Here is a 15,981-nt window from a genome sequence, read left to right on the forward strand (position 1 = left end):
TTATTCTACAGACCGAGCCAATGCCACCTTGGATCGCTGAATCAACTCATTGTCCCGACAAAAGGCATTTGAAACGTGAATTAGCCGATCCAAATCGATTCCGCTGTCTATGCCCAATCCATTCAGCATATACACCAGGTCTTCTGTTGCGACATTTCCAGATGCGCCTTTTGCGTAAGGGCAACCACCTAAACCGGCAATGGAAGAATCTACCACGGTTACTCCGGCTTGCAGCGCTGCCAGAATATTCGCCAACGCCTGACCATAGGTGTCGTGAAAATGAACGGCTAATTGTTTCACCGGTACTTTCCGAGACACACAGTTAATCATCTGTTGCGCCTTCAACGGTGTTCCCACCCCAATGGTGTCACCCAGAGAGACTTCATAGCAGCCCAGTTCCATCAGTTCCGCACTGACTTCGGCCACTCTCTCAAGCGAAATCTCACCTTCATACGGACACCCCATGACGCAGGAAACATAGCCCCGAACAGGAATATCATGTTCATAGGCCAGGCGGACGACCGGCAGAAACCGCGACAGACTTTCCGCGATGGAGCAGTTAATGTTCTTTTGGCTAAAGGCTTCAGAGGCGGCGCCAAAGATCGCAACTTCAGACGCACCGGCTTCAATCGCGGCTTCCAAGCCTTTTAAATTTGGGGTCAGCGCCGCATAGCGAACCCCGTCCTTTCGATGCAGACGATGGAAGACATCGGATGAGTCCGCCATTTGAGGCACCCATTTCGGGGACACAAAGCTGCCCGCTTCCAAATGCGTGACGCCGGCACTGACCAGACCATCGATCAAGCGTAACTTACCATCGGTAGGGATGATGCGTTGTTCGTTCTGCAATCCATCCCTCACCCCCACTTCCACAATACGCACCTTCTCTGGCAAAGGTTGCGAAGCAAGAATGGCCATTAATTGACACCCTCTTCGACAGAGACCTCAGTCTCAACATCAGCGCTTTGCTCTTCAACTTCAAGCAGCGCCTGCCCTTCTTCCACCTGATCACCGCCTTGATAGGCGATGTGTGAAATCACACCATCGTAAGGCGCGGTTAAGGTATGTTCCATCTTCATGGCTTCCATGATCACCAACGCCTGACCTTTAACAACCTGTTCACCATTCGACACCAACACCGCCACCACATTGCCATGCATTGGCGCAATCACACCGTGTTCGTCGGCACTGTGATCCTGTAGACCTAAATCCGGCTTAGCCTGCTCTAATAACAGCTGGCTGCCGGCAAAGAATAAGGCAATGCGTGCTTGTGCCGGATCATGATAAATATGGACCGGAATCTTCTGCCCATCAATCCACACCGCATGATCAAACGTCTCACCCTGTTCGATGCGAACCTGATGTCCCTTACCGATGCGGGCCACACGATACCCTTGCTCATTCGCCGTCACCGTCACCGGATAATTCGCATCATTAGACTTGAGCACCATGGACTCACTGGCAGGTAAATTCATACGCCAGTTCTTGAGGAAGCTTGTCATTCCTTCTGAGCCGTGTCGTTGCGCCACCCCTCTTTGATCAACTAACCAAGCACTGCAGATGGCAATAGCGGTGTCTAAGGCAGGGTGATCCGCCTCTACCAAGACATCCTGGTGTTCTTCAATGAAGTGCGTGGTTAATTCGGCATTCGCAAACGCAGGTACGGACAGTATCCGTAACAGGTAATCCCGATTGGTGGTCGGCCCGACCAGATAGGTTTGACGTAACATGCCTTTGAGCCGTTCCAACGCTTGTCCGCGATCTTCCCCCCGGGCAATGACCTTGGCAATCATCGGATCGTAATGCATCGATACATCGTCCCCGGTGACTACCCCTGAGTCCACCCGAGCCCAAGCCCGATGAGAGGTTTGAGGAAACTGCAGATGCTCAATGCGCCCCACCGACGGTAAGAATTCGTTGTCCGGGTCTTCCGCATACAACCGCACTTCGATAGCATGACCACGAATCGACAGCTGCTCTTGCGTTTTAGGCAGCGTTTCACCATCGGCGACTTTTAACTGCCACTCCACCAGATCCACACCCGAAATCAACTCTGTCACCGGGTGCTCAACTTGCAATCGGGTATTCATTTCCATGAAAAAGAAATCACCCGATTGATCGAGCAGAAACTCCACCGTGCCAGCACCTTCATAACCGATGGCATGAGCCGCTCGTAATGCCGCTTCGCCCATGCGCTGCCTCAGTTCTTGTGAGACACCCGGTGCCGGCGCTTCTTCCACCACTTTTTGATGACGACGCTGAATGGAACAGTCCCGCTCAAAGAGATACACCCCTTGGCCAAACTGATCACAGAACACCTGAATTTCCACATGACGAGGTTGCAACACATAGCGCTCTAGCAAGACCTTATCGTCACCAAAGGCATTGATCGCTTCGCGTTTCGCCGCTTCCAGTGCAGTCGCAAACTCCGCTAACGAATTCACCACCCGCATACCTTTGCCGCCACCCCCGGCACTGGCTTTGATCAATAGAGGAAAGCCAATGTCCATCGCATGTTGCTTGAGCACATCCGGGTCTTGAATGTCACCGTGATAGCCAGGCACCAAAGGCACCTTGGCCTCTTCCATCAAGGCTTTGGCTTTGGACTTCGAGCCCATCGCCGCAATGGCATTTCCGCTGGGGCCAATGAACTTAATGCCAGCATCATCACAGGCATCGGCAAACGCCGCATTTTCAGAGAGAAACCCATAGCCCGGATGGATTGCCTGTGCTCCGGTACGTTGAGCGGCTTCAATCACCTTAGCCATCACCAAATAGCTTTCTTTGGCAGGCGCCGCCCCCAGATAAACCGCTTCATCCGCCAACTGCACATGTTGTGCGTTGGCATCGGCGTCGGAATACACCGCTACCGTCTGAATACCCAGTTTCTTGGCTGTTCGAATCACTCGACAGGCGATTTCCCCTCGGTTCGCGATTAAGATCTTCTGGAACATTAAGGGTTCTCCTTCAAGCCAGGGATGTTGGTATGCGCCAGCCAATCCGGTTTACGCTTATCGAGAAACGCCCGCAGCCCTTCCTGTCCTTCAGGCGAAATACGCACTTTGGCAATCCACTCAGAAGTACAACGCAGAATGTCTTCGGACAGAGGACGCGCCACCACATCACCAATCAATCGTTTGGATTCGCTCATCGCATGAGGGCCATTAGCCAACAAACCATCGATCCACAGCTGAATCTGGGCATCCATTTCTGCCTCGGTCTCCACCACTTCATGCAACAAGCGCATGGCGCTGGCGCGCTCGGCAGTAAATGTTTCAGCGGTCTGGAAGAAACGTCGCGCATTGCGTTCACCCATCGCTCGAACCACATAAGGACTGATGGTCGCAGGAATCAAACCGATTTTGACTTCGGATAAAGCAAAGGTCGCCGACTTCACCGCCACCGCCATATCACAGCAACTGACCAAGCCAACACCGCCGCCAAAAGCTGCACCCTGAATCCGGCAAATGGTCGGTTTCGAACAGTGATTCAAGCGGTACAGAAGGTTCGCTAACTGCAAGGCATCGAAGATGTTTTCCTCATAGGAGGCGTCTTTCATCGACTTCATCCAATTCAAGTCTGCGCCCGCACTGAAGTTTTTCCCCGACGATGCCAACACCAGCACCCGGATCTCGGGGTCACTTTCGGCCTTATCCAGTTGTTCCAACAAATCATTGATTACTTCATCGTTGAAGGCGTTATGGATTTCAGGACGATTGAGGGTTAACCAAAGCACGCCCGGTTGTTTCTGCTCTACAAGTACCAAGGACATCACCTTCCCCCTTACATTCTGAATATGCCGAATCGAGTATCCTCGATCGGTGCGTTTAATGAGGCAGACAAACACATGCCTAAGACATTTCGGGTTTCGGCGGGATCAATCACCCCGTCGTCCCACAAACGGGCACTGGAATAATAGGGATGACCTTGTTGTTCATAGCCTTCAACAATAGGTTGTTTGAAGCTTTGTTCGGCTTCATCAGACCAACTTTCACCGCGTTTTTCCATGCCTGCGCGTTTCACCTGCGCAAGTACGCCTGCCGCCTGCTCACCGCCCATCACAGAGATGCGGGCATTCGGCCACATGAACATAAAGCGAGGATCATAAGCGCGACCACACATACCGTAGTTTCCGGCACCAAAACTGCCACCGATGACTATGGTAAATTTCGGCACTTTGGCACACGCCACCGCCGTCACCATCTTGGCACCATGACGGGCGATACCTTCAGACTCGTATTTTTTGCCCACCATGAAGCCGGTAATGTTCTGCAGGAACACCAACGGGATCTTGCGTTGAGCACACAATTCCACAAAATGCGCGCCCTTCTGAGCGGATTCCGAGAATAAAATGCCATTATTAGCGACGATGCCCACCGGCATCCCGAAGATACGGGCAAAGCCGCACACCAGAGTCGTGCCAAACAAGGCTTTGAATTCATCAAATTCGGAATCGTCCACCACCCGTGCGATCACTTCCCGCACGTCATACGGGGTTTTCAGATCCCCTGGGACAACGCCATGCAATTCACTGGGGTCGTACTTCGGCGGCTTGATCTCGGTAATATCCAATTGTTGAGGTTTGACCCGATTCAGACGACTCACCGACTGACGCACTAAGGCCAACGCATGGTGATCGTTATTGGCGTAATGATCGGCAACACCGGAGGTTTTACAGTGAACATCGGCGCCGCCCAGCTCTTCGGCTGTCACCTCTTCGCCCGTGGCCGCTTTCACCAACGGTGGCCCGGCCAGGAAAATCGTGCCTTGTTCTTTCACAATGATCGACTCATCCGCCATCGCCGGTACATACGCACCACCTGCGGTACAAGAGCCCATCACTGCGGCAATTTGCGGAATGCCTTTGGCCGACATATTGGCCTGATTGAAGAAAATACGACCGAAGTGCTCGCGATCCGGGAACACCTCATCTTGTCTTGGAAGGTTGGCACCGCCTGAGTCCACCAGATAAATACAAGGAAGGTTGTTTTCATCGGCAATGGTCTGTGCTCTCAGGTGTTTCTTCACCGACAGTGGATAATAAGAGCCACCTTTGACCGTCGCATCGTTAGCAACGATCATGCATTCTTGGCCAGACACATAACCGATACCGGCCACGACACCCGCAGCGGGGACCTCTTCGCCATACACCTCATGGGCCGCCAACTGACCGATCTCAAGGAACGGACTGCCTGGATCAAGCAATTCATTAATACGCTGACGAGGTAACAGCTTTCCTCTCGCCAAATGACGCTGCTGCGCTGCTTCACCACCGCCTTCAGCGATCTTCGCCGCCAGGGTATTCAGATGATCCACCAAGGCTTGCATTTTCTGTTTATTTTCTGAAAACGTCGGAGATTTTGTATCTATCTTGCTGGTAATTTGCAACTTACACCTTCCAACAACTGTTCTTAGTAAGTGTCTTAAGTGAATCCTGTGCTGCAGCCTTTAAAGCAAAAGGGAGATCTTTCCATCTCACCAAGCCAAAGTACTGCACACACCACATAGAGCGTTATCAGGACTCCTGAAACAACTCACGACCAATCAACATACGGCGAACTTCCGAGGTACCGGCGCCAATTTCATAAAGCTTAGCATCGCGCAGCAAACGTCCTGTCGGATAATCATTGATATAGCCATTACCGCCCAGAATCTGAATCGCGTCCAACGCCATTTGCGTGGCCGTTTCTGCGGTATAGAGAATCACACCGGCCGCATCTTTACGGGTGGTTTCACCACGATCGCAAGCCGACGCGACGGCATATAAGTAGGCTTTTGAAGCATTCATTCGGGAATACATATCGGCGACCTTGCCCTGAATCAGCTGAAATTCACCGATCGCTTTACCGAACTGCTCGCGCTCATGAATATAAGGTACAACCACGTCCATACAGGCCTGCATGATGCCGGTCGGGCCACCAGACAAAACGACGCGTTCATAGTCCAGCCCACTCATCAACACCGCAACGCCTTTATCGACTTCACCCAGCACGTTCTCTTTCGGCACGATACAATCATCGAAGAACAGCGGCGCCGTGTTCGAACCACGCATCCCTAATTTGTCGAGTTTCTTGCCTGTGGAAAAGCCTTCAAATTCACGCTCAATGATAAAGGCAGTCATGCCATGCGGCCCTTTGGAGGCATCGGTCTTGGCATAGACCACCAACACATCGGCATCCGGGCCGTTGGTGATCCACATTTTGCTGCCGTTCAGTACATAGTGATCGCCTTTATCTTCGGCAGACAACTTCATACTCACCACATCGGAGCCCGCATTTGGCTCGCTCATCGCCAAAGCACCGATCCATTCACCCGCCACCAATTTTGGCAGATACTTGGCACGCTGTTCCGCATTACCGTTGCGGTAAATCTGGTTCACACACAGATTGGAGAACGCGCCATAGCTAAGTGCGATCGAAGCGGATGCCCGGCTGATTTCTTCCATCGCCACCGCATGCGCCAGATACCCCATATTGGCGCCGCCGTATTCTTCCGAAACGGTTACGCCCAGCAGCCCCATGTCGCCAAACTTTTTCCACAACTCGTTCGGAAACTCATTCGACTTATCCACAGCTTCTGCAATGGGTGCAATTTCACGTGCCGCAAATTCATTCACTTGCTCACGTAGCAGGTCTATGGTTTCACCGAGACCAAAATTTAAACTGGTGTACTGACTTTTCATGGGGTGCCCTCCCGTTAGGTAACGGTATTCTTATTGTTAGTTCAGGGAATCATGTTGTTACGAACGATGGTTAACTGTTCTCAAGCATTGCGTGCTCTACCCGCGCTTGATGCTCATCCAGCTCCAGCATCAGTAACTCAATGTCTCTGCGCTGTTGTTCTAAACGCTGCCGACTGTCTTCGATTTTCTCTAGCACTTGTCGGTACTGCTCCCGGTTACGTTCTTCCGGATCATAGAGATCGAGTAAGGCTTTGCTTTCTGCCAACGACCAACCAAGGCGCTTGCCACGCAATATCAACTTCAGCAATACATAATCTTTCTGGTGATAAATACGCTTCTGCCCTTCTCGCTCAGGGTTCAGCAACCCCTCTGATTCATAGAAGCGAATCGCGCGTGGGGTGATATCAAACTCGGCGGCTAAATCACTGATCGAATAGGTCTTCGACTTACTCATTTACTACTACCTAATAACTTCTGAATTAATTTACGTTAACGTAAAGGTAAACCTATCATCAATATAGCCTGGAATTCAAGAAAAGACTCTCTAGAAAAATGGGAATAAACGTTGATCTGAGCGCGACAAAATCAGCCAGAATAAACGATACTGAACAGATCAACTCACTGAGAAAAGGACATAGTGACGTGTTTGATGGTGTGGATTTATGGGGTCTGCTATCAGGACTCGGGATTTTCCTGTTTGGAATGATGACGCTGGAAGACGCATTACAAAAGCTCAGTACCAATTCCTTTCGGCAGTTTCTCAGACGCTCCACCAACAATGCCTTTTCCAGTGTTTTCAGCGGCATCATCACCACCGCCATTGTCCAAAGCTCTTCCATGGTCAGCCTTATGGTACTGGCCTTTGTCGGCGCGGGCATGATCCCACTCTACAATGCCATTGGCGTGGTCATTGGTGCGAACCTGGGTACGACTTTCACTGGTTGGATCGTTACCACCCTGGGTTTCAAAATGCACTTGTCGGCATTAGCCATACCCACCGTAGGCATCGGTTGCTTACTGGCAGTCAGTAGCGACAAAGAGAAACGCCTGAACCAGATCGGGCTGACATTCCTCGGCTTTGGATTACTGTTATTTGGTCTGGATCTGATGAAGACCAGCATTGAATCCGTCGCTGAGAATCTGAACATAGAGTTACTTCGGGGCTGGCACCCAATCACCTATCTGCTGGCAGGTGCACTGTTCACCGCCATCATTCAATCCAGTTCCGCCAGCATGATGATCACCCTGAGTGCACTGAATGCCGGCATCATCGATTTGCCCTCCTGCGCGGCTTTAATCATAGGCGCGGATTTAGGCACCACCAGCACCACGGCCCTCGGAGCCCTCAAGGGCAGCATCACCAAGAAGCAAGTTGCGATGTCGCATGTGCTGTTTAATCTGGTGGTCGATCTACTGGCCTTTATCTTACTTCTGCCATTGCTCCCCAGAATCATGGGCTGGCTGGATATCACGGACCCACTGTATAGCCTGGTGGCCTTCCACAGCCTGTTTAATTTCCTTGGAATTCTATTGTTTCTTCCGCTTCTTCAGCGCTTTAGTCGTTATCTTGAGCACCTATTCGTGGATGATGACGAAGTTCGTAAATACATTCAAAACGTGCCCACAGATACCATTCCAGAAGCCTTGCTTGCAGTTGAAAAGGAAGTCTGCCGTTTGTTCATTCAGTCCAGCGAAATCAACCTTCGCAATCTCAAGATTAATGTCCAGCAGCTGACGATCCCTACATCACTGAAACAAGACATTGAGTCAGCCTTTGATTCGGCATTGAAATATCAGGAGCGTTACAACCGACTGAAAACCCTTGAAGGAGAACTGGTCGAGTACGCCAGTACCTTACAACAAGGATCGCTATCAAAAGGTGATGGAAACCGATTACTGCTGTTATTGCAATCGGCCAGAAGCGCTGTCTATGCAGCCAAAAACCTTAAAGACATCCGCGACGATCTGGCATCCTTCAGACACCCCGATCGGACAGGTTTGTCCGATTACTTAAACAATCTATTAGGCATCGAACAACACTTTTATCAACACATCCTGACGCTCTATCAAGACGTAGAACATATCGATAAGGAAGACATCCGGGATCTCTACGACAGCCTGCGAAAAATGCACGACGCATTCAGCCATCTGCTCTATCAGGAAAGTCGGGAGAAAGGCATTAGCGAGCTGGACTCCTCCACCCTGTTGAATGTAAACCGGGAATTGCTCAGCTCAAACCGTCAGATGATTGAGAGCCTTCGACTACTCAAACGCAGTACGAAAAATCTCGGGCACATGAGCTAACTTACGCTGGTGATAGTCAAAGAAGACCACGCCGTTTTTGGCCTGAGCCACCAGCGTCTGGACTTGACTTGTTTGCCCTTGATTTGTTTGCTCTTGATTTGTTTGCTCTGGATTTGTCTGGCCTTCATTTTTAGTGACACGATAAATGACATCACAGCCATACTTATTGAAGTCCATCACCCCAACTTCGAAGGTCAGTTCCTCACCCGCAAAACACTCGGATTTATAGATGGTCGCCAAATCGGTCACCATCAACCCCAGGCCATCGATGTCGGACTCGGAAAAGCCAAAATGAGCGAGAAACTGGCATCGGGCTTCATGCAGTAACGAAATCATCGCATCGTTGCCTAAATGATTGGCATAGTTCAAATCCGTCACTCGAACCACCTGTTGGCATGAAAAAACAAAGGTTTCAGGCAACTCCAAGGTTAACCGCGCCATGAATTTCTCCTAAATGACATTAATCAAGTTTAATTGCCAAAGATTGGCTAAACTCTAGTGTACTTGCTTTGATCTTTTCTTTCTTTGTCATAATGAATGGATGCTATGAAATTTTCTGAAACCGTAAAAGATGCTGCAGACCTCTTAAAAACCGCCATACCGGAGATGACACAACACAAAGTACCAGTTAATCCGTATAACTACGGCATCTGGTATGCGTATGCATCCGGAACATATCAAGGACTGAATAAAGAGCTTCAACAACTTCTAAAAGCGCAAGGTAGTATCACGCCTCAACAAACTCTGGATCTGTACAAGAAATACATCATCAACGACTTATTGGTGGTGGATAAAAAGCTGGAAGACAGCTATCAATCCGTGATGAACAGCATGAGTGAGTCGGCCAATAAGACTCAGCAGAGTACAGGCGATTTAGAGAAGCAACTTGCTCACTCCCTGAAACAGTTGGACGACCCAGGCACTCAGGCCGATTTAAGAACCGTCATTAATACGATTGCGGAAAAAACCCGTCTGGTGAGTAAAAACACTCAGGATTTCCACCATGTGTTGGACGATGCTCAGCACGAAATCACCCGCCTTAAAAAAGAGCTGAAAGAAGCCCGTGCAGCCGCAGAAACCGATCCATTGACCAAACTCTACAACCGGCGCCATTTCGACAGCAGCTTGTCGGTGGCCTTTGCCGACAAGGATTCATCCAATTCACTGGCTTTATTGTTAGTCGATATCGACCACTTTAAACAGTTCAACGATAACTATGGCCACTTAATGGGTGACTTGGTATTAAAAGCCATTTCTCAAGTGTTACACGATGCCTGTGAAGAAACCCATCACATTCCCTGCCGATTCGGGGGCGAAGAGTTCGCTATTCTGATGCCAAAAACCACCATGCGGGAAGCAAAAATACTGGCGGAAAATACCCTCAAGCGTATCGCGTCTTTAACCCTGAAAGACAAAAAGTCCGGCACGTCGGTTTCCAAAGTAACCGCATCACTCGGTCTGTCCTTTGCTGGCCCGGACGATACTGAACTTTCGTTGATCGATCGCGCCGATAAGGCCTTGTACAAGGCAAAAGATAACGGTCGGAATCAAGTTGTGAGCTTATAAGGAAGGCATAAAAAAGCGGCTAGTACACAAGGTAATAGCCGCAAACGAGATTAAGGGAAGATAATAACGACGTCGTTATTCAGTACTTATTTACCAACGTATTCACTTGGTAATGGGAACTCAAACTCACCCGCCACTGGGAAGTGGTCAGACAAATCCCAAGATCCCCAATGTTTTTCTTCGATGCTACGCGGTGTTAGCAGCTTGTTCGTTGAGTAGAATGGCGCCAAATGCTCGTTTGAATAAAGCACATAGTCCAGATACTCATTGAACTCGTCATCCGCATACACATTCACCGGACCCGCATAAGAGTACTCGTACTCGCCAATCGCTTGTGGCTCAGTCGCATTCAATACCGTCAAGAAATCCTGATGTTCAGCCGGGAAGTGAATCTTATCCACATTGAAGTCACCCGCCAGGATCACTGGCTCGTAAGATGGGATTTGCTTACCATCAACGAACGCCTTAAGTTGCGCCAGATGTTGGAAACGAACAGCAATGTCTTCTGCACCGGTATACGCATGAGTGTGCGTACCGAAGATATGATAGTTGTTGCTGCCTTTCACGATTTGAGCATAGTTCATGCCCTTCGCAGCCAAACAACCGTCGTTACGACACGCATCGTACACATCGCTGTCTTGCTGAACGATCGGCCAACGGCTAGCAATGAAAGAACCACCGTTCAACACTTTGCCGAATTCCCAAGGAATGTCAGTCTGGAATGGGTACTCATCACGCAACGCAGAACGGAATTGAGCCGTTAAGATTGGATCGAACACTTCTTCAAAGACCACAACGTCATAGCCTTTCACATATTCAGCAATGGTATCCAAACGATCACCGGTGTTCTTAGCAATGATGCCAGGTAGCAATGCCCACGTGTTGTAGTTCAATACTTTCAACTGGTTGCTGTAGTCCGCAGTTGTTTCTTTTTCAAAGTTATCGTGGATAACATAACGAATGTCATCGCCAGAGATACGTGCAACTTCTGATTTAAACGCCAAGTCAGTACCTGTACCTTCATCATTCACACGAATAGAGTGAATTTCACGGTCGTAGTACCAAGGATCAGACTCCGCAGACAGCCACATTTTAGAGAAGGTCATAGTACCTTCCAGTTTTTGTCTTAGGGTATAACTTTCACCACCACCGGTTACTGTCGTAGTGAAGTAGTAATCTTTACCCCACTTGATGCCGTCATCACGATTGAATCGCAAGAATTTTACCGTCCCCAATGGAGGAACTTCTGTTGCAAGCTGTTCCCACTCATTACCGTGAGTAATGTTGGTGTGTCCGGTTTGGGCAGTATCAATGGATAAGGTATCCATTGTGTTGTTAGTCAAATAGATGTAACTCTCGGCCGAAACGAGCGGGCTGAGAACGAATCCAATAAGAAGAAGTAATCGTCTAAGAGCCATGTGTTTGCTTCCTTATACTGTTTTTTAGTTATTTTTATTTACAAACTTGGTTAGTTTATGAACAAAAGTGGCGACAATCTAAGGACAAATCATGACACTAAAGAGACAAATGAAGTCATATTCGGACAATTAGGCACTTCGGCCCATAAAATTGTCACTTATTACCTGCTTTATTAAACACCTATTCAACAAACATTCTGATTACACGACACAAGAATGTCTGCTATTCCCTAACTTGACCGCTGAAATCATTGCATGTATTTCGAGGCTGGCTACAATGTTTGGCCTATCTGACATAACTCGTCATTTATTTAAGTACCGTTAGAAGTGATGGACACTGTTTTAGAAGATCAAGCCGATACAGTGTCTCGGAATAATTACAACAGGAGATTACGATGTCTGATTTAAAAGCGACCTTTGAAGCCGCAGTAAACTACGTACAAACCGCAGAAGGTGATTTCAAACCATCTAACGAACTAAAACTTGAGCTGTATGCATTGTTCAAGCAGGCATCTGAAGGCGATGTAAATGGTAAGAAACCTGGCATGACTGATTTCGTTGGTCGCGCTAAGTGGAACGCTTGGGAAAAACTAAAAGGCCAATCGTCTGATCAAGCGATGCAAACCTACATCGACCGCATCGAAGAGCTTAAAGCAAACGTAGGCTAATCAGTCTTCTTTGCGATACACAAAAAAGCCGATGTTCACTAAGCGTGAAACATCGGCTTTTTAATGCTCTTGATATTCTTCTTTTATGCTTGGTATTTATGCCGCATTCAGCACAACCCGATCCGAATCCACATAGAGACGCTTCAACTTATCTGACACCACACGCTGAATATCTGAACGATCGAACTCAGATAATTTAGCTAAATAGTCTGGTCGAATCCGATGAAGATGCATGTAGGGAAGCTTCTGGTTAAATTCCCTCAGATCCCCTTTTACCAGTACAGGTAAAAATGTATCCCCGACTTTTTTGTGACTGTTAACCACATGTGCAATGGCTTTCTTAAACGGCACAGGTTTATTAGAGACGTGCTTATTTTTCACCAACACCGTCACATGCAAGCCGCTTTTACCAATCAGCTCGCCCGGTAACACTACAATCCCCGTTGGTTTGATCGCTTCACAATTAATATGGCTGATGGTGTCGTGATAAGCATAAGGATTGGGCAACACCACCATTTTGGAATTATTGTCTGACGGAAAATTCATCGAGTAGTTGGTATACAACTGCTCAACAGATTCAGAATAAACACAAAGACGATTTTCAAAGAGCATGGCGAACTGCTTTGCCAATTGCTGCTTGGCAAAATCATCCAGGTTCCAGATCAGATCTTCATTATTATTGGACTGCTCTTCATTCATAATGCTTCTCAGCACGCACTCTTATCTAGGAAGTTAGTATTGATCGTTAAACTTACTCTAAATATAGCTACTAAAAATGTGATGGAAAGCAGAGATTAACAATCCTATACGCCAGGAAAAAAGTTTTTTACAGTTCGATTACACAAATAGGGGATAAACCGATCTGTAAACTCACTTTATATGCGGAATTGCATAGGTCACCGTAGAAAACGCCACAGGAGTGTCATCCCCTTCGCTGTAGAGGCGAACTTCCCCCACCACCAAACGCTTTCCAAGTTTCAAAATTTCAGCTTTGGCAATCAAATCACCATGCTTAGGCCGATTTAAAAAGTTGATGCTCAAGCTCGATGTAACACTGTGGAAGCCTTGCATCCCCTTTTGCGCAATGATGGCTACCCACATGACCGCATCGGTTAAGGTCATCATGGCTGGGCCAGACACGGTGGCACCCGGTCTTAAATGCTTTGTATTAGCAGGAAGCCGCATCACGGCCCAATTATCTCCTACTTCTTCAATAACAGCTTTACTCCCAGGAAAACCCTCTGAAAAAATCTTAATTACTTCATCTTTTGTTAAACACATAGTTCCACCCACACAATCATTTCTGCCACTATACTGCACTTCCAAAAGAAACAAATTGGCCAAAGTTAGGGGATTTGTTGTCTTTGATGCACACTTTCTAACCATTAAGAGACATTAAGTCTCCTTTATAACTGTATGATTTTTATACAATCATCAGAAATCACCCTCCTCCCGCGTGAGATATATCCTACATAAAAGTAAGAAATTACTATTAATTACCTAAATAAAAGTAGAAAAACCACTGTGATAAATATCTAACCAATTGTTTTATATAACAATTATTTTAACCACTTCTTTCCATAATGAAGAGTACTCAAGATTCGACTACCCCTAAAACATCTTCGAACTGATATTATTTCTCTCGTGGTCAAGGAAATGGAAGCAGACCACAACCAAAAGGACTTGTAAGGAACAACCCTAGGATAGGGTTTAGCAAGGACACTGCTTAACAAGGACGTATCACGGATTGATACAGACTCAAGGTTGAGTCAGGTACGGATAGCAAAGAATAATAACAAGGAATAGCACACACCGGATGGTGTTTATTGTCTGCCTGAAGACACATCCTAAGATCGACGGAATGATCTCTTGTAGTACGGATGATATCGGCAGGACGCTGATCGCAAAAGGAATGCGGTAGCTGATATGACAATGAGCGTTTGAGAAATGTTTATTGTCATATCAGCAGCTTACTTATCTTCTCTCTTCCCTAATTTTTTCTCTCTCAAATTTTTACTTCCTCTTTCTTAAGCTTTTTGTTCTTCCAACCACAGAAGTGTTGCCCAGACCACGCATAGCGGCATCATAAACAAATTCACTCCCGGTATCATAAACAACACGCTGGTTACACTACCAAACGACAGTGAACGCACGGGTCTGGAATGAATCCACGCTCGGCTTTTTGCAAAATCATACCGACGGTTATCCAGCGGGTAATCAAAATACTGGAACGCCATCAACCAGGCACCAAAGGCAAACCACAAGAAAGGTGCAACCAGATTTACTCCCGGAATAAATGAGATAATCAGTAAAACCAAAAATCTCGGTAAATAGTAAAGTAACTTTCTAAACTCACGAATCACCGCATGAATCGCTTCCTGAGCAATGGTTCTTTCTTCGGGAGCCACATACCGCTCTCCCAACTCCAGCTTCTCGACCTTTTCACTTAGGAAGGCATTCAACGGTGCCGCAAGAATATTGCCAATGATATTAAAGGTTGAGATCCCAACAATGATCACGGCCAGCACCACCAAAGGAGCAATCAACCAGCTTAACCAGGCCAACCACTCAGGAAATAACCCTTGAGCCGCCATCATCCAATCGGGAATCCAACTAAAGATATACAGCCCAAGACCAGCAAACACAGTGATATTAATCAGTAGTGGGCCAAGTACGTACCAGCGCAAATCTGAACTGATCAAAAGACTAAAAGAACGTTTTAACGATGCAAGCATGATTTCCCTTCCAAGTGGATGCATAGCTATTTATTTATAGATATTAACTTTATATGCATTAACTTCCCTCATTTAAAGCCCAAATCTTCATCAAATACGGCAAACCGCCCATCAGGCCATTTTCTCCATGTAAGACATTTGCCATAGAACATGACTGATATTTCTGAAAAAAGCACAACTAAAGTATTATAACTTTTTGTTTTTATTAGACTTTTATTTTTCCATACTTTCTTGCTATGCAAAGTAGGAATCAGGTCACAAATCTGTCATCTAAAAGCATTTAAATTACACACATCGACAGGACGTCGACAAGTAAAGCAAGGATGTTTTACTTATAAGGATACGCTTTAGATTAAGCACATCGACAGGACGTCGACAAGTAAGGCAAGGATGTTTTACTTACAAGGATACGCTTTGGATTAAGCACATCGACAGGACGTCGACCAGTAAGGCAAGGATGTTTTACTTACAAGGATACGCTTTAGATTAAGCACATCGACAGGACGTCGACAAGTAAGGCAAGGATGTTTTACTTATAAGGATACGCTTTAGATTAAGCACAAAATGGAACTTTACTAAAAGGGACTTCAGCACTGGATGTGCTCACG

General features: G+C 47.4%; 14 protein-coding genes. 3 read left to right on the forward strand and 11 right to left on the reverse strand.

Translation table 11 applies throughout. The annotated features are described in order from the left end of the window. The 6 genes from QQL66_RS16450 to QQL66_RS16475 form a co-directional block, all read right to left on the reverse strand. Positions 1 to 918 carry a hydroxymethylglutaryl-CoA lyase gene (locus QQL66_RS16450; protein WP_284382893.1) on the reverse strand — a complete coding sequence of 306 codons (918 nt, stop codon included), beginning with the start codon at positions 916 to 918 and terminating at the stop codon, positions 1 to 3. After that, positions 918 to 2,954 carry an acetyl-CoA carboxylase biotin carboxylase subunit gene (locus QQL66_RS16455; RefSeq protein WP_284382894.1) on the reverse strand — a complete coding sequence of 679 codons (2,037 nt, stop codon included), beginning with the start codon at positions 2,952 to 2,954 and terminating at the stop codon, positions 918 to 920. Before QQL66_RS16455 ends, QQL66_RS16450 begins: the two co-directional genes overlap by 1 nt. After that, positions 2,954 to 3,772 (reverse strand): enoyl-CoA hydratase/isomerase family protein, encoded by an 819-nt coding sequence (locus QQL66_RS16460; protein ID WP_284382896.1) that lies wholly within the window; start codon positions 3,770 to 3,772, stop codon positions 2,954 to 2,956. The genes QQL66_RS16455 and QQL66_RS16460 overlap by 1 nt, the downstream gene beginning before the upstream one ends. 11 nt (positions 3,773 to 3,783) lie before the next feature. Continuing rightward, positions 3,784 to 5,328, reverse strand: a complete 1,545-nt coding sequence (locus QQL66_RS16465; protein ID WP_284383466.1) for a carboxyl transferase domain-containing protein — start codon at positions 5,326 to 5,328, stop codon at positions 3,784 to 3,786. A gap of 187 nt (positions 5,329 to 5,515) precedes the next feature. Then, positions 5,516 to 6,682 carry an isovaleryl-CoA dehydrogenase gene (locus QQL66_RS16470; RefSeq protein WP_284382898.1) on the reverse strand — a complete coding sequence of 389 codons (1,167 nt, stop codon included), beginning with the start codon at positions 6,680 to 6,682 and terminating at the stop codon, positions 5,516 to 5,518. A gap of 70 nt (positions 6,683 to 6,752) precedes the next feature. Beyond that, positions 6,753 to 7,136 carry a MerR family transcriptional regulator gene (locus QQL66_RS16475; RefSeq protein WP_284382900.1) on the reverse strand — a complete coding sequence of 128 codons (384 nt, stop codon included), beginning with the start codon at positions 7,134 to 7,136 and terminating at the stop codon, positions 6,753 to 6,755. A gap of 188 nt (positions 7,137 to 7,324) precedes the next feature. Here QQL66_RS16475 and QQL66_RS16480 point away from each other — a divergent pair, with 188 nt between their 5' ends. After that, a complete protein-coding gene (locus QQL66_RS16480) occupies positions 7,325 to 8,986 on the forward strand; it encodes a Na/Pi cotransporter family protein (RefSeq protein WP_284382901.1) in 1,662 nt (553 codons plus the stop codon). Here the strand turns inward: QQL66_RS16480 and QQL66_RS16485 are convergent. Further along, positions 8,945 to 9,427, reverse strand: coding sequence for a thioesterase family protein (locus QQL66_RS16485; protein WP_284382902.1), 483 nt, complete (start codon positions 9,425 to 9,427; stop codon positions 8,945 to 8,947). The two genes, QQL66_RS16480 and QQL66_RS16485, sit on opposite strands and share 42 nt — an antisense overlap. Before the next feature lie 105 nt (positions 9,428 to 9,532). On the opposite strand from QQL66_RS16485, the gene QQL66_RS16490 reads away from it, so the two are divergent. Further along, positions 9,533 to 10,552, forward strand: a complete 1,020-nt coding sequence (locus tag QQL66_RS16490) for a GGDEF domain-containing protein (RefSeq protein ID WP_284382904.1) — start codon at positions 9,533 to 9,535, stop codon at positions 10,550 to 10,552. An 86-nt stretch (positions 10,553 to 10,638) separates the two neighbouring features. Here the strand turns inward: QQL66_RS16490 and QQL66_RS16495 are convergent, their stop codons facing one another. Next, positions 10,639 to 11,970 carry a sphingomyelin phosphodiesterase gene (locus tag QQL66_RS16495; RefSeq protein WP_284382906.1) on the reverse strand — a complete coding sequence of 444 codons (1,332 nt, stop codon included), beginning with the start codon at positions 11,968 to 11,970 and terminating at the stop codon, positions 10,639 to 10,641. 395 nt (positions 11,971 to 12,365) lie between these two features. Here QQL66_RS16495 and QQL66_RS16500 point away from each other — a divergent pair, with 395 nt between their 5' ends. After that, complete coding sequence (locus tag QQL66_RS16500) at positions 12,366 to 12,638, forward strand: acyl-CoA-binding protein (RefSeq protein ID WP_284382907.1); 273 nt, start codon at positions 12,366 to 12,368, stop codon at positions 12,636 to 12,638. A gap of 96 nt (positions 12,639 to 12,734) precedes the next feature. Here the strand turns inward: QQL66_RS16500 and QQL66_RS16505 are convergent, their stop codons facing one another. From QQL66_RS16505 to cysZ, 3 genes are all read right to left on the reverse strand, one after another. Beyond that, positions 12,735 to 13,337 carry a hypothetical protein gene (locus tag QQL66_RS16505; protein WP_284382908.1) on the reverse strand — a complete coding sequence of 201 codons (603 nt, stop codon included), beginning with the start codon at positions 13,335 to 13,337 and terminating at the stop codon, positions 12,735 to 12,737. A 171-nt stretch (positions 13,338 to 13,508) separates the two neighbouring features. Next, entirely contained in the window at positions 13,509 to 13,919 is a 411-nt protein-coding gene (locus QQL66_RS16510; protein ID WP_284382911.1) for a PaaI family thioesterase, read from the reverse strand. 746 nt (positions 13,920 to 14,665) lie between these two features. Continuing rightward, positions 14,666 to 15,373, reverse strand: a complete 708-nt coding sequence (gene cysZ, locus QQL66_RS16515; RefSeq protein ID WP_284382913.1) for a sulfate transporter CysZ — start codon at positions 15,371 to 15,373, stop codon at positions 14,666 to 14,668. Positions 15,374 to 15,981: the final 608 nt, after the last annotated feature.

This window comes from Litoribrevibacter albus (genome assembly GCF_030159995.1).
In the GTDB taxonomy this organism is placed as follows: domain Bacteria; phylum Pseudomonadota; class Gammaproteobacteria; order Pseudomonadales; family Litoribrevibacteraceae; genus Litoribrevibacter; species Litoribrevibacter albus.